This window comes from Flectobacillus rivi, from assembly GCF_030056655.1.
Classification (GTDB): Bacteria; Bacteroidota; Bacteroidia; order Cytophagales; family Spirosomataceae; genus Flectobacillus; species Flectobacillus rivi.
In genome coordinates this window covers 230,330-243,789 of record NZ_JASHIE010000011.1, presented here as the reverse complement: position 1 = coordinate 243,789, position 13,460 = coordinate 230,330, and the positions used below count along the sequence as shown (strand labels likewise).

The 13,460-nt window shown below is 36.8% G+C and carries 12 protein-coding genes; 11 read left to right on the top strand and 1 reads right to left on the bottom strand.

The window, feature by feature from the left end:
* Positions 1-191 precede the first annotated feature (191 nt).
* Complete coding sequence (locus QM481_RS16690) at positions 192-1,682, bottom strand: xylulokinase (RefSeq protein WP_283382539.1); 1,491 nt, start codon at positions 1,680-1,682, stop codon at positions 192-194.
* A gap of 228 nt (positions 1,683-1,910) precedes the next feature.
* Between QM481_RS16690 and QM481_RS16685 the strand changes: the two genes are divergently transcribed.
* The 11 genes from QM481_RS16685 (at position 1,911) to QM481_RS16635 (ending at position 13,431) form a co-directional block, all read left to right on the top strand.
* Entirely contained in the window at positions 1,911-2,699 is a 789-nt protein-coding gene (locus tag QM481_RS16685; RefSeq protein ID WP_166553338.1) for an ABC transporter ATP-binding protein, read from the top strand.
* Positions 2,700-2,780: 81 nt separating this feature from the next.
* Complete coding sequence (locus QM481_RS16680; RefSeq protein WP_283382538.1) at positions 2,781-4,487, top strand: hypothetical protein; 1,707 nt, start codon at positions 2,781-2,783, stop codon at positions 4,485-4,487.
* A 20-nt stretch (positions 4,488-4,507) separates the two neighbouring features.
* A complete protein-coding gene (locus tag QM481_RS16675; RefSeq protein ID WP_166553340.1) occupies positions 4,508-5,269 on the top strand; it encodes an ABC transporter ATP-binding protein in 762 nt (253 codons plus the stop codon).
* 101 nt (positions 5,270-5,370) lie between these two features.
* The gene (locus QM481_RS16670) at positions 5,371-5,988 is read left to right on the top strand and encodes a TetR/AcrR family transcriptional regulator (protein ID WP_283382537.1); all 618 of its coding nucleotides are present in this window, start codon (positions 5,371-5,373) and stop codon (positions 5,986-5,988) included.
* A 360-nt stretch (positions 5,989-6,348) separates the two neighbouring features.
* Positions 6,349-7,680 carry an inositol-3-phosphate synthase gene (locus tag QM481_RS16665; RefSeq protein ID WP_283382536.1) on the top strand — a complete coding sequence of 444 codons (1,332 nt, stop codon included), beginning with the start codon at positions 6,349-6,351 and terminating at the stop codon, positions 7,678-7,680.
* 120 nt (positions 7,681-7,800) lie between these two features.
* The gene (locus tag QM481_RS16660; protein WP_166553343.1) at positions 7,801-8,283 is read left to right on the top strand and encodes a phosphatidylglycerophosphatase A family protein; all 483 of its coding nucleotides are present in this window, start codon (positions 7,801-7,803) and stop codon (positions 8,281-8,283) included.
* Positions 8,276-8,689: a GtrA family protein gene (locus QM481_RS16655; RefSeq protein WP_166553344.1), complete on the top strand. Its 414-nt coding sequence runs from the start codon at positions 8,276-8,278 to the stop codon at positions 8,687-8,689. Before QM481_RS16660 ends, QM481_RS16655 begins: the two co-directional genes overlap by 8 nt.
* The gene (locus tag QM481_RS16650) at positions 8,670-11,255 is read left to right on the top strand and encodes a DUF5686 and carboxypeptidase-like regulatory domain-containing protein (RefSeq protein ID WP_283382535.1); all 2,586 of its coding nucleotides are present in this window, start codon (positions 8,670-8,672) and stop codon (positions 11,253-11,255) included. The genes QM481_RS16655 and QM481_RS16650 overlap by 20 nt, the downstream gene beginning before the upstream one ends.
* Positions 11,256-11,287: 32 nt before the next feature.
* A complete protein-coding gene (locus QM481_RS16645) occupies positions 11,288-11,995 on the top strand; it encodes a CDP-alcohol phosphatidyltransferase family protein (protein ID WP_166553346.1) in 708 nt (235 codons plus the stop codon).
* Positions 11,982-12,509 (top strand): DUF4833 domain-containing protein, encoded by a 528-nt coding sequence (locus tag QM481_RS16640; RefSeq protein WP_283382534.1) that lies wholly within the window; start codon positions 11,982-11,984, stop codon positions 12,507-12,509. The genes QM481_RS16645 and QM481_RS16640 overlap by 14 nt, the downstream gene beginning before the upstream one ends.
* Positions 12,490-13,431: a phosphatase PAP2 family protein gene (locus QM481_RS16635; RefSeq protein ID WP_283382533.1), complete on the top strand. Its 942-nt coding sequence runs from the start codon at positions 12,490-12,492 to the stop codon at positions 13,429-13,431. The genes QM481_RS16640 and QM481_RS16635 overlap by 20 nt, the downstream gene beginning before the upstream one ends.
* Positions 13,432-13,460 lie beyond the last annotated feature (29 nt).

Sequence of the window (13,460 nt, the reverse complement as noted above, 5' to 3'; positions counted from 1 at the left end):
TGATAGTCAAAATCTTATATCAAAAATTAGAGATGTAAGAAGGATTCCAACTATTTCAGATTGGGGATTTCTGATTTCGGAAAAAAATACCTTTATTTTTTACAAAATATAGAATTTTACACTTCCGAAATCCAACATCCGACATCCGAAATAAACAGTTTTAGAATCCTTCGTACGCTACTAATTCATAGTTAATTCTTAAGCTGTTTGTCCAAAATACTTTTCCAGTTTGCATATACAGATTGATACTGTTCTTGTAACTCTTTTTCTGGCTCTACGCTTCCGATTGATTTCATATTTTCGAATGCTTCTTTTGGCTGAGCAAAGAATCCTTTTCCAATACCTGCACCCAAAGCTGCACCTTTTGCACCATCTGTATCGTATAACTCAACTGCCACGCCGATAGTATTAACTAACGCTTTCGTAAATACGTTACTTAAGAACATATTGGCCTTGCCTGCACGAATAACGGTAGGCGCTGTGCCTGTTTCTGCCATAATATCAACACCATATTTTAAGGAGAATGCAATACCCTCCTGTGCAGCACGAATCAAATGGGCAGTGGTATGCACATTAAAATTAAGCCCAGTTATGGTCGAATGAATAGTTTTGTTTGAAAGCACTCTTTCCGCTCCATTGCCAAATGGTAAAATTGTCAGACCATTCGCACCTGCTTTGATGGCTGATGCCGCCTCATTCATTTGGCTATATGACCACTGTGGCGCAACTTGATCACGCATCCAACGATTCAGAATACCAGTCCCATTGACACATAACAATGTTCCCAAACGATTGAGCCCATCTAATTGGTGATTGACGTGTGCAAATGTATTTACACGTGAAAGTGGATCATAACTAACTTGGTCAGAAACTGAATAAACTACACCAGAAGTGCCAGCAGTAGCTGCTACTTCACCAGGTTCAAGGACATTCAGCGACAAGGCGTTGTTAGGTTGGTCACCTGCTTTGTAACAAACAGGAGTTCCTGCCTTTAAGCCTGTCAAGTCGGCCATAGAACTGCTCACCTCGCCATGATTTGAAAATACAGGTTTTAATTCAGGTAAAACAGTTTTAGGAAAACCATAATATTTAAGTATATCTTCAGAAATAGCATTTTCTTTAAAGTCCCAAAAAATACCTTCTGAAAGTGCCGAATTTGAAGTCGTAATTGAATTGGTGAGTTTCATCGCTATAAAATCACCTGGCAGCATAATCTTGTAAACAGAACCATATACTCTTGGCTCGTTTGCTTTTACCCAAGCTAATTTTGAGGCTGTAAAATTCCCAGGAGAATTGAGTAAATGAGATAAACATTTTTCCTCTCCAATTTCTTGAAATGCTTTATTACCAATTTCCACCGCACGACTATCACACCAAATAATCGATGGACGAAGCACACGGTGTTCTCTATCGACCATAACTAATCCATGCATTTGATACGCAATACCGATCGCTTGAATATCTTTGGGGTTGTATTTGCCCGAATTATTACAACGCTGGATGGCATTTACTGCGCAATTCCACCACATTTCAGGGTCTTGTTCAGCCCAATCAGAGAAGGGTGAAGAGATAGTGTTCTCGGTATCAGGGTATTGTGCTGAGGTCACCAATTGACCTGTGTCGCCATCTACAACCGAAGCTTTAATGGAAGATGTACCAATGTCGATTCCTAGTAAAAGCATAGAGGAATATATTAAATGATTGCTTTATTTTTATAAGATATAGGATAAATGATATGATTTATCCATTTAGCAAAGATAGAAATTTTTCCATTACTGTTCTAATCTGTTCTATGTTTTACGGTATTTTTTCATGAAAAAATATACTTTACAAAAAAGTAGATTAACTTTAATGAAATTTTCACGAACCACAATTTTAATAGAGTAGAGAATTTCTAACCCCTGATAATAATGAATATTGATTGCCCTGTGATAGAGATTGAAAATTTGAGTATGAATTACGGTGAAAAGGAAGTTCTAAAGGGACTAAACCTCACGGTAAATCATGGTCAAATTGTTGGATATATCGGACCTAACGGAGCAGGGAAAAGTACTACGCTGAAGACATTGATTGGAATGGTAACTGGATTTTCGGGTATGGTTCGTGTACTTGGGTATAATATCCGAACACACTCGCTTGAAGTAAAGCAGAAAGTCGGCTATGTTCCCGAAAATGCACAATTGTACGAGCAATTGACTCCGCTGGAATACCTGAGATTTGTAGGACGCTTGCATAAAATGTCTGATCATAAGATTGCCGAAATTTCGCCCAAAATGCTTGAAGTATTTGAGTTAGGCAATATGGCTGACAGACGTATGAGTGTATTTTCGAAAGGCTCAAAGCAAAAAGTCCAATTGATAGCTGGAATGATGCACAATCCCGATTTGATTATTTTGGATGAACCACTTTCTGGATTAGATCCCAATGCAGTATTGCTGGTAAAAGAGATTTTGGGTAAGCTAAAACTCCAAGGAAAGACGATTTTTTATTCATCGCACTTGATGGATGTAGTAGAAAAAATTTCAGACAGAATTATCGTAATCAACCAAGGCGAAATAATAGCTGATGGTACTTTCGAAGAATTGCAACAAAATGCAACTGGCTCTTTAGAATCGATTTTTAGTAACTTAACAGGAAACACTTCACATATTAAAGACAATGCAGAGTTGTTTGTTTCGGTGTTGGATGATATAAAGTAAATGATTGGGGCGATCCCTCATTTGCTAACGCATCGAAATTGCTTAGGATGTCCTGCTATCCTTATTTTACTCAACTGAACTATGGTTAAATTTATATTATACTTATTAGATAAATTTCGTTGGTTTTTTATAAATATTGGTGTTGATTACACCTCACTTCGTGCTATACTCGAAGTAAAGTTATTAATTGAAACAAGAGGTTTTTGGATAAAAAATCCACGTGCTGCTGAAATCTCCGAAAATCCTGAGGAAGATGAAAACTCCGTTTTCGAGCCTGAAATAGAGGAGGAATCTAATCATAGAACATTCCTCAAAACCTCCATTATCCAAGCAGTTTTTAGTTTCTTGTATGCAATCGTGATATTCTCAGTAAAGCAAACAGTATTTAATATGCTACTGATGTGTTTTACTTATATGATGTTTATGATTTGCTTTAATATGTTGGCGGATTTTGCAGAAGTACTTTTTGATAATCAGGACAATTCAACTTTATTGTCCAGACCAGTAGACCCCAAAACAATCTGGATTTCTCGACTACTTCATTTATTGATATTTCTTGGGCTGTTGACGTTTGCGAACGCGATTGGGCTCGCTGTTGTATTAGCCCTAAAAATGGGTTTTGTAGTAGGTTTACTCTTTCTGATAGGGGTAAGCTTTCTGTGTCTAATTTCAGTCTTTATCTCTAGTGGACTCTACATTTTTTTATCCAAACTGGTTAATCCTGAACGCTTTAAAGATATTATCATTTATGTGCAGATTTTCTTTACGCTCAGCCTTTCAATAGGCTATCAGTTTATTTCTGGACAATCTAAAATTTCTGTAGAAGATATTTTTCAGCCTTCTAGCGTAAAGTTTTGGCACTATTTTGCACCTCCTGCATGGTATGCCCATATCTTGGATAGCTATGTTTATCACGTGAAAGATTGGCATCACTTGAATTTTATTTTTCTGGGTATATTGTTTCCCATCATCGCAATGGTGCTGATTAATAAATACTTGGCTCCTTTTTTTGCAAATAGACTCACGTCTATCCAATATTTTGCAACGGTCGATACTCGAACGGCTTCAGCTAAATTCCTGATTCGTGATTTCTTCAGTAAGATTCACAAATTGTTCAAACACTCTATTCTAGAAAAATCCGCTTTTGAGCTTGTCTGGACGATTGTTACGAGGGATAGAAGGTTCAAGCTAAGAGCTTATCCCTCTTTGGGCTTGTTGATTCTTTTTACCATTCGTTATTACAATGATACTTTGACAGTGGATGTAAACCGATTAATGATTCTGTATTACACCACATTTACGCTTAGTATGATTGTGCAGCAAATCTTTTTGTCGGACAACTGGAAAGCTTCTTGGATTTATCAAATTATGCCAATAGAAAATCCAGGGGAATTACTCGTTGGGGCTTATCGCTCAGTTATTATTCGTTTTATTGTGCCGCTTTATATTTTGATTACTACGATCATGTTAGTAAAGGAAGGTATCACTTGTTTAAAAGATGTGTATCTCAATATCTCAGTTACATTACTTTATATCGCCATTAGTGTTTTTAAAGAAAGTTTCAGACTACCATTTTCTGTAGAGGCTACCAACTCCAATGCAAAAGGGAATAATTGGATAAGATTTTTTAACCTTATCTTTGTCATGCCAACTATTGGCTTGATACATTATTATATTGCAAAGACCTTGGTGGGAACTTTAGTGATTGCCACAGCCTTTTCTATAATAGCAATCATTTTATTTCAACAGTATAAATTTATTTCTTGGGAAAGAATTCGACATTCGTAAGAGTTTCCCTCTACAAAGGCATGGGTATTTTGAAAATCACTAATTTGACAAAAGTATATGATGAACGAGTAGTCGTAAACAATATTTCTCTTGAAGTAGCACCTGCAGAAATTCTGGCCATTGTGGGTGAAAGTGGTTCTGGAAAAACTACTTTATTAAACATGATTTCAGGAAATATTCGTCCTGATGAAGGAAAAATGTGGCTGGATGACCAAGAAGTTGACCTATATTTTAATCGACTCATCCGTGAGTTACCTGATATAAAACTTGTTCCACAAGACTACAAACTTAAACCCGAACACAAAATTTGGGAAAATATTGATTTATCTCTCACAAAATATACCCGTGAATATCGAGTAGAACGAGTAGCTGAGCTGTTGGATTTATGTGGAATTACACATATTAAAGACAAAAAGCCCAAGGATGTATCGGGTGGCGAAAAACAGCGAACAGCCATTGCCAGAGCCATCGCCGAGGAACCTCAAGCCTTGTTACTCGACGAGCCTTTCTCTAATTTGGACTCTATCAACAAGCAACATTTACGTCAAAATCTGGTTTCTTTAATCAAACATGAAGAAATAGCTTGTCTTTTTGTGACACATGATATGATTGAAGCCCTGTTGGTTGCTGACCGAATAGGAGTGATGCATAAAGGCGATTTGCTTATGTTGGGTACACCAAAAGAGATTTTTTCGCAGACCACAAATCCTTATATTATCTCATTTGTGCAGGCTGCAATAGCGCCAATCAAAGAATTTTCTCAACAATATCTAGACAAATAACAGAATTTAGTCGATTGATTTGATAAATAAATCTAAAATCTATTGTCAAATCAAATTTCCTTCTATAATTTTGGACCGAAATACATATTTGGTCGAATCGTATGACTGACACACTTCAAAAAGACGAAATCATCATCAAAGAGGTGATTGAAGCCGCAAAAGTTTTGTTTCAACGTTATGGTCTCAAAAAGACCACGATGGAAGATATTGCCAAATTTGTAGGTAAAGGGAAAAGTACGTTATATTATTATTTCCCAAGTAAGATTGAAATTTTTGAAGCAGTAATTGAAAATGAAATTCGAGAACTGTTCGAATCTATCGAAATAGCTGCCTCGAAAGAAGTTACCGCAAGGCAAAAATTGAAAGTGTATTGGTTGACCCGTCTCCAAAAACTTGAGAAGATGTGTAATCTTAGTCAGGTACTCAAGGAGGAGATTATGGATCATGCCATTACTATTTTTAATCTAAAAAGAAAACACCTTCAAGAGGAGTTGACCTTAGTAAAAGGGTTTCTGATTTTTGGTATCGAAAACGAAGAATTTCGTCCCGAAACAGAAGAACATATTGATGTTCTCTGTAGAGTGATTGTGGCTTCTTTACGCGGATTTGAGTTGTCGAATATGGAAGTGTTTGAAATTGAGAAAGACTATATTCGTCATATAGATTTCTTGATAGATACCTTTATCAGTGGTATTGGTATCAAATCATCGTCTGTTTAGACTTACCAAAAAATAAATTTTGAGAAATTCTGATTTCGGTTGAAACTTTTTTTTCTGAATACTGTTTTATTAAAAGATTCTTCTTCTTTTTTCTATTTCCAACATATATCCTTCCACTAAATGCAATTAGGCTTTTATACAACAGCCTGATTTTTTTGAATAAAAATTAGACCGAAATACGAATTCGGTCGATAAGTTTTACGTTTTCGTCTCTAAATAACTTTTTTTAGTCGACATTTGAGATAGTACTTAAAGTAAAATGTAGGTTAAGATTGTCCTAGCTTTAAGGATAATCTCTTGGAATTTACTAAGTTGCATTTATAAGAACAATTCACCATATATTACAAATAGATTATGAATATGAACCCTACGGTTTCGGCTGCTACAGGAAAGCTTGGTATTTTGATGCCAGGAATGGGAGCGGTTGCTACAACGTTTGTGGCAGGCGTTATTGCTTCTAGAAAAGGATTAGCACATCCGACAGGTTCTCTTACTCAAACCGCAAACATTCGTTTGGGTAAAAGAACAGAAAAGCGTAATCCAAAAATTAAAGATTTTGTACCCTTGGCTTCTTTAGATAGCATCGTTTTCGGAGGATGGGACGTATATGGAGACAATATGTTTGATGCAGCGCTTAAAGCAGGTGTTTTGGATCGTGGAATGGTGGAGTTGATTCGTGAGGATTTGGAAAAAATCGTTCCTATGAAAGCGGTTTTTGGTAAGCGTTACGTAAAAAACTTAGAAGGAGATAACGTTAAGCCTCAAACAAGCAAATTAGAACTGATTGAAGAGTTGATGGCAGACATCGAAAACTTCAAAATCGCTAATGATTGTGAGCGTTTGGTAATGGTATGGTGTGGTTCTACAGAAATCTACCATGAAGCAAAAGAGGTACACTCATCATTGGCTAATTTTGAAGCTGGTTTGGCAAGTAACGACCCAGATATTGCGCCTTCAATGATGTATGCCTATGCTGCTATCAAGTCTGGAGTGCCGTTTGCCATGGGTGCACCAAACTTATGTTTGGACATTCCTGCCCTCGAAGAATTAGCTACATTGACTCATACGCCTATTGCTGGAAAAGACTTCAAAACGGGTCAAACCTTGATGAAAACTATTGTAGCACCAGGTTTGCGTGCTCGTGCATTGGGTGTGCGTGGTTGGTTCAGTACCAATATCTTAGGTAACAGAGATGGCTTGGTATTGGATGCGCCAGAGAACTTCAAAACCAAAGAAGTATCTAAAGGCAATGTGTTGGATGGTATCTTAGACGCAGAGCAAAATCCTGAATTATGGGGCGATATTCATCACAAAGTTCGTATCGAATATTATCCGCCACTTGGTGACAACAAAGAGGGCTGGGACAATATCGATATCTTTGGTTGGATGGGTTACCAGATGCAAATCAAAATCAATTTCTTGTGCCGTGACTCTATTTTAGCTGCACCAATTGTATTGGATTTGGCCTTATTCCTTGATGTTGCAAAACGTGCAAACTTGTCAGGTATTCAAGAGTGGTTGTCATTCTACTGGAAAGCTCCACAAACGTTGCCAGGCTTAGAACCAATCCACGATTTGTTTAAGCAATTGGAAAAATTAGAAAATACACTTCGCTATTTAATGGGCGAAGAATTGATTACAAATCTAGGAATGGATTACTACGAAAATGTAGAAGAAGACGTAGAATTGTAATTTTCTAAAAAGTTGAAAGTAAGTCTATTAAACCAAATAGACTTACTTTCATCCAAACACAAATTAGGTGCTGTAGATTTCCTTTCTTCCTTTGTACTAAGGCAAATGGCACTCTTTCCAATGAATCATCAACGATTACATATTATCATAGCGTCAGCGCTTGGGATTGGTTATATACCCAAAGGTTCTGGTACGTTTGGAGCCATACTTGCTTGTTTAGGCGTTATTGGGTTAAATGCGCTTTTTCCCACAAATGCCTTAGGCTATCAAGCTGTTTTAGTGGGACTTACTATTATTTTTCTTTTTATTGGTCGCAAGGCATCTGAGGTTACAGAACAGATTTGGGGCGAAGATTCATCCAAAATTGTGATTGACGAGGTGGTCGGACAATGGCTTAGTTTATGCCTAATTCCATTCTCGTGGACCAACTTGGTATTAGGGTTAGTACTATTTAGAATTTACGATATTTTCAAACCTTTTAATATTCGCTCTTTTGAGAAATATGAAAACGGTTGGGGAGTTATGCTAGACGATGTAGCCGCTGGAATTTGGGCCAATTTAACCTTACAAGTAATACTTCTTCTCTTTAATTTTTATGTATAAATATCTCAGGATATTTCTCAAGTTTATGTCAGCGTCGGGTATTGCGACGACCGTTGACTTTAGTGCCTCTTATTCACTTGTTTCAGGATTTCAGGTTAATGACGAATGGGCTACCTTGGTGGGTAATATCCTTGGTGCTATCATTGGTTTTTGGGTAAGCCGAACATGGGTTTTTCAGGCAAAAGATACGCAATCTTTAACATGGCAAGGTATCAAATATGCTATAGTTGCTGTAGGAAACTCCGCTATGAATGTAGGTGGGGTAGCCTTACTGTCGCACTTTGGCTCTTGGCATTATCTTACCGTTCGAGTAGTAGTTGGAGTGATTGTATTTGTGGTGTACAGCTACGGTCTAAATCAGTGGTTTGTATTTAAGAATAAAACGTATGAAAAGGTATCTTTATAGTCTCCCTCAAGAAATAAAATTTCTCAATAACATATTCCTCTTTCTGCTGTGCTCATGCGCTTTTGTGGCACAGTCGCAGACTATTATCAAAGGTAAAATCTCTGAAAATAAAACGAATGAAGCGATTCCATTTGTCAATGTAACTATTTTGGGTACGTCCCAGGGGGTACAGTCGGACGTGAATGGAAATTTTACGATTACAGTAAAAGAATACGGCTCGGGTAAAGTGCAGTTTTCGTCAGTAGGTTATAAGAATGAGGTAAAATCTTTCAAAAAGGATATTACCCAAACTATTTCTATTCGCCTGACTTCAACTACACAGAATCTATCAGAGGTTGTAGTAAAAGGAAAAAAAGATAAATATCGTAACAAAGACAATCCAGCGGTGGCACTTATCAGAAAGGTGATTGATCACAAGGACGATAACAGAAAGGAAGGTTTAGATTATTATCAGTATGAGAAATATGAAAAACTTCAGTTGGATTTGAGTAATATCGACGATGCTTACAAGAATAAGAAAATCTTTAAGAACTTTCAATTTATCTTTGATAACCTCGACACTGCAAAGCTCACAGGAAAGGTATCCCTGCCTTTGTATTTGAAAGAAACAGTTTCGGATGTCTATTTTAGGAAAAGTCCTAGGGAAGAAAAGTCTTATATCAAAGGAGAAAAGAAAGTGGGCTTAGAACAATTTCTTGATAATAATGGCATGGGGGCTTACTTAAATAGAATGTACGAAGATGTGAATATCTACGATAACAACATCAGTCTGCTTTCGCAACAGTTTATTAGCCCAATTTCGCCACTTTCTCCAACATTTTACCGATTTGTCATTTTGGATACGCTTCAACATGATGGCGTAAAATGTATCAATTTAGGTTTCTCGCCACGGAATCAAGCTGATTTTGCCTTCGTGGGAACGATGTACGTAGCGATGGATTCGTCTTATGCTGTACGCCGTATCAAGATGGGAGTGCCTAAAAACATCAATCTCAACTTTGTGATGGGAATGGAGATTGAGCAAGAATATCAACCAACCGCTGAGAAATTTTTGATGCTAGCAAAAGATGAAATCATGATTGAGTTTAATCTTTTCAAGACAGAAAATTCTCGGGGCGTGATAGGGAAGCGTGCAGTTTCTTTTCGAAATTACAAATTGAATAATCCAATTGATAACGAATATTTTAAGCCAATTCAGAAAAATGTTCTGACTGAAAATGCCTATGTAAGAGATGAGGGTTTTTGGAATCAAGCACGTCATCAACAGCTCAGTAGGGTCGAAACCAATATCTACCAAATGGCAGATAGTATTCAGAAAGTCCCAGCCTTTAAAAGAGCCATGAAAATTGCTGGATTGTTTTTATTCGGATATTCTGATTTTGGTACTTTTGAAATAGGACCTGTTAACACTTTTTATAGTTTCAACCCAGTTGAAGGATTTCGTTTACGTCTTGGAGGGCGAACTATGGCAAAGCTGAATCCGAGATTGTATTTTGAAACTTACATGGCTTATGGATTCAAAGATGAACGCTGGAAAGGTTTTGGGGCGTTAACCTATAATTTAGGGAAAAACTCGATTTATGAATTTCCTAATAATTATCTACGTGTGTCTTATCAGGATGAAGTGCGTATTCCTGGACAGGAGTTACAGTTTATTCAAGAGGATAACTTTTTGTTGTCTTTCAAAAGAGGAGTAAACGATAAAATGACCTATAATAAAGTCCTTCGTGTTGACTACCGAAAAGAATCTCGTTCAGGCATTAGTTATGAAATAGGTTTGAAAAACTTGAGTCAAGAAGCAGCAGGGAGTTTAACATTCCAAAAAGTAGGAAAACTTGACGGCATCGTGATTACAGATAGAACAGTGACTTCTACGGAGCTCTCTTTTAATTTAAGATTTGCGCCAAATGAGCAGTTTTATCAAGGTAAAAATTATCGTATTCCAATTATTAACAAGTATCCAATTTTTCAGGCAAGATATACTTTGGGTATTGCCAATATTTTGAATAGTGGTTACAATTTTCATAATATCACCTTGCGTGCCAATAAACGATTCTTTATTTCACCGATTGGCTATACCGATGTAACAGCTGAAGGTGGTAGAATTTTTGGAAAAGTGCCATATCCTTTGTTGATGATTCATCGTGCAAACCAATCGTATTCATACCAATTGGAGTCATATAACTTGATGAATTTCTTGGAGTTTGTAAGTGACCAATACGCTGGTTTGTTTGTCGATCATTATTTCAATGGATTTTTCTTCAACAAAATACCATTAATCAAAAAATTGAAATTTCGTGAGATTATTACTTTCAAAGCACTCTATGGTAGTTTGAGTGATAAAAATAACCCGAATCTCAACCCAGATTTATATAAATTCCCAACCAATGAAGAAGGGCAAGTCCTCACACACTCGCTCAACAATGGCCCCTACATGGAGGCTAGTATTGGTATAGGCAATATCCTGAAGTTTTTCAGAGTAGACTTTGTCAAAAGGTTGAGCTACTTGGACAATCCTCAGGTGTCCGAATATGGTATTAGAGGACGATTTAAAATGGATTTTTAGGCTAAACAAGTATTAATAAATCACTTAGAACTATGTATGCACTTAAATCAGCAGGGCAACAATTGATATACAAATTGATAAACCCTTTTATAAATTTATTGATTGCCTTAAAAATTACGCCCAATATGATTACCACCACTGGCTTGGTGTTGAATATTGGAGCGGCAGGAATCTTTATTTATGGCGCTGAGGCATCTCATCGTGGCGACCTAAGTATCGTAGGGTGGGGTGGAGCTATGATTCTTTTTGCTGGAGTATTCGACATGATTGATGGTCGTTTGGCACGTGTGAGTAATACCTCTTCAAAGTTCGGGGCATTTTATGACTCCGTGTTGGATCGCTACAGCGAAATGTTTATGTTTTTGGGAATATGCTATTACTTGGTAGCTCATCATTATTTATTTAGTTCATTTTTTGCCTTTTTAGCACTTATTGGCTCTTCAATGGTGAGTTACACTAGAGCTAGAGCAGAAGGATTGAATATTAAATGTGAAATTGGTTGGATGCAAAGACCCGAAAGAATTGTAATTATTGGAGGTTCTGCGTTGTTATGTGGTTTGTTGGCGCCAGTTTTTGGTGCAGATTTTAGAATAGAGGGTCCTAGCGAAAGAATACCTTGGTTTGAATCTATTTCTGTATTTACCATTCCATTAGCTATCGTGGCAATCTTGTCCAACTTCACCGCTATTCAGCGAATAGAATATACACAAAAGGAGTTAAGTAAAAATGAAACAAAATAAGCTCTTGTGGTTGTTTGTTGGCTTACTATTAGTGAGTTTTTCACCCGCTCATTACCCCAAAGTTCCTGATTCAAAAGTAAGACTGTTTTATATTCAACGGAGTTCAAACGTTAATACTATCGTCTATGATGCTCGTCTCAATCCCAAAGGTGGATTTGATGAAGATAATCCCATAGATGTGTATTGGCTGCGTTACCAAGAAGATGGGCGACGAAAAGAACTTTCATGGATACAGCGGGTATTAGCGTATGGTGTAGATACCGAAACCATTGAAGGGCAAGCAGATGCGCTTCAAGCATGGGTAGTTTCTTATAAAAAACGTAAGCTTCGATTAGGCTTTGACAAAAACAAAAAGCCTTATGCTTCATTATTGATTAATAACCAATTAGCAAAACTCGACCATGTGTATGTACAAATCGAAGGGAGTAATTTACGCCCGAAAGTATTGTATGTAGAAGTATTTGGAAGAGATTTTTATTCAGGAGAAAATGTTTATGAAAAAATCAAACCGTAGTAGCGTGCTAAACATTGAGGATACAGGATTTGAACGCTTCTCAGTTAAGAATATTTTAGGTTTAGTTATATTCACACCCTTATTCTTTTTTTGGTATATCAAGTTCATAGGCTTGTTGCCAGAACACATTATGTTATATGTGTTATTTGTATCCACTTATTTTGGCAATAAATTTAGTCGAGAAATAATCTTATCTTTTGCCATCTATGTAGTGTATTGGGCTATTTATGATTCCTTTCGAGTGTTTCCGAATTATGAGTTCAATACTGTTCACATTCACCAGCCTTACGAGCTAGACAAGGCACTTTTTGGGGTAAATTATCAAGGTCAATTATTAACACTGAGCGAGTATTTTGCCAAGGTTCATATTCCACTTTTTGATGTCTTAGCAGGCATTTTTTATATCAACTGGGTGCCTATCCCGATTGCATTGTCTTTGTATTTTTACCTCAAAAAAAGACCTTTATTTTATTCATTTGCGTACTGTTTTGTTTTTGTGAATTTTCTCGGTTGGATCGTCTATTATGCCTATCCTGCGGCTCCACCTTGGTATGTAGCAGAGCACGGATTTGCCTTAGATTTGCATACCCAAGGCAGTGAGGCTGGTTTGAGATACTTTGACCAAATTCTTGATGTAAACCTATTTAAAGGTATGTATGTACGAAACTCCAATGTATTTGCGGCTATGCCATCTTTACATTCAGCGTTCCCGTTAATTACACTTTATTATGGATTAAAAGCAAAATTAGGTTGGTTTAATATCTTTTTTGTCATATTCTGTTTAGGAATCTGGGGAGCAGCAGTGTACACAAGTCATCATTATGTTATTGATGTACTATGTGGCATTTCGGTGGCTTCTTTGGGAATATTCCTATTTGATAAGTTTTTAGATAAGAAAGTTCAAGTAATGTTTGCCAAATAATCATATATCATTTGATAAGCCCACAAAAA